2 pseudogenes are annotated in these 1,680 nt (G+C 44.0%); both read left to right on the top strand.

Annotation, left to right across the window (positions count from 1 at the left end):
• Positions 1–218: 218 nt before the first annotated feature.
• Positions 219–668, top strand: a pseudogene (locus IQ230_RS26190) (hydrogenase formation protein HypD); the annotation flags it as partial.
• A pseudogene (gene hypE, locus IQ230_RS26195) lies at positions 669–1,561 on the top strand (hydrogenase expression/formation protein HypE); the annotation flags it as partial.
• Between the last annotated feature and the right edge of the window lie 119 nt (positions 1,562–1,680).

Consider the following 1,680-nt stretch of genomic DNA (forward strand, 5'->3'; position numbering starts at 1 on the left):
CTGATTGAGGTGTCACCTTGTGTGTATGCCTTAACTATTTTTTCTCGCAAGTCGAGCGAGTACGGTTTCATTAGACTTCATTTGTGTACTCCTCTTACTGTACCTCATAAACTTGCAATAGGCTGTAATTAGTGCAATGAATCAATTCAAATTCTTTTATTCTTCTGGATGAAAGGGTTTATCTAGTACTTGTTGATTTCGGAAAGTGACAGAAGAGGGATATTCTGCAAGGTGTCTATATGTGCATTCAGCAATTAGAACAGAAGCAATGTCAAGTTGCAAATCAATACACCCGTTCAGTTGATCGTAGTGGTAATACAGTTGCTCAACAGCTAATCAGTGAAGTCTTTGAAATTATTCCACAAAAGTGGCGTGGCATTGGTGAAATTTCTCAGAGTGGCTTGACATTGCGCCGCAAATATGAAGCATTTGATGCTCAACAGCGCTTTGATATTGTTCACCACACAACGACAGAATCGGCTGAATGTATCAGTGGGCTAGTTTTGCAAGGTGTGAAGAAGCCTCACGCATGTCCAGCTTTTGGTCAACGCTGTACGCCAGAACATCCCCTTGGTGCGCCTATGGTTTCTTCAGAAGGAGCTTGTGCTGCCTATTATCGTTATCGACAGCAGCCGAACACGCTGTCTTATGCAGTGAGTAGTAAGTAAATGGAATTCACTCTCTCCTGTCCAATTTCCATTGCACAATATCCCAACGTCTTGCTAGCGCATGGTGGGGGTGGGAAGTTGATGCATCAACTCATTGAAAAGATGTTTTTACCTGCCTTCAGCAGCAAGCAATTTCCACAAGTTGTCTCTAATAAACATGACGCCGCAGAAATTAACCTCAAAAGTGGCAGGGTTGCGTTTACAACTGATTCTTATGTCGTTCAACCTTTGTTCTTTCCAGAAGGGGATATTGGTGTACTTGCCGTTAATGGCACAGTTAACGATTTGGCAATGTGTGGTGCGCGTCCGCTGTATCTAAGTGTTGGGTTCATTCTCGAAGAAGGACTATCAATGGAAACACTGTGGCGAGTGGTGTTTTCAATGCAGCAGGCGGCTAGAGAAGCCAATGTGCAAATTGTTACTGGTGACACTAAAGTCGTGGATAAAGGCAAGGCAGATGGTATTTTTATTAACACTACCGGTGTTGGCATGATTGAGCATTCTCTGGCGATCGCTCCTATATCAATTCAACCAGGAGATGTCGTGCTGCTCAATGGCGATCTTGGTCGTCATGGCATCGCAATTATGGCACTCAGAGAAGGCTTAGAGTTTGAAAGCCAAATTGAAAGTGATTCTGCACCCTTAGCTAGTCTTGTTTTGGAATTACTTGAAGCACAAATTACAATTCATTGTCTACGAGATTCACGCGTGGAGGTTTATCTAGTGCCCTCAATGAAATTGCTACGGCTGCTGGTGTGACGATCGCCATTGATGAAAGTTGTCTACCTGTGCGTGAAGATGTACAGGGTGCGTGTGAAAGTCTTGGTTTTGATCCGCTTTATGTGGCAAATGAGGGACGATTCGTGGCATTTGTGCCTCAATCTGATACGAACTTGCGTTCTAAAGAACAATTAGGGTAGGGTGCAGTTAACCGAGAAACGAGCACTGTTATGGCAAGAGTCAGTCGAGTTGTAGCCCACCAGAGCGTTGAAGAAGTTAAGCAGAAGCTGGC

The organism is Gloeocapsopsis crepidinum LEGE 06123 (assembly GCF_015207655.1).
In the GTDB taxonomy this organism is placed as follows: domain Bacteria; phylum Cyanobacteriota; class Cyanobacteriia; order Cyanobacteriales; family Chroococcidiopsidaceae; genus Gloeocapsopsis; species Gloeocapsopsis crepidinum.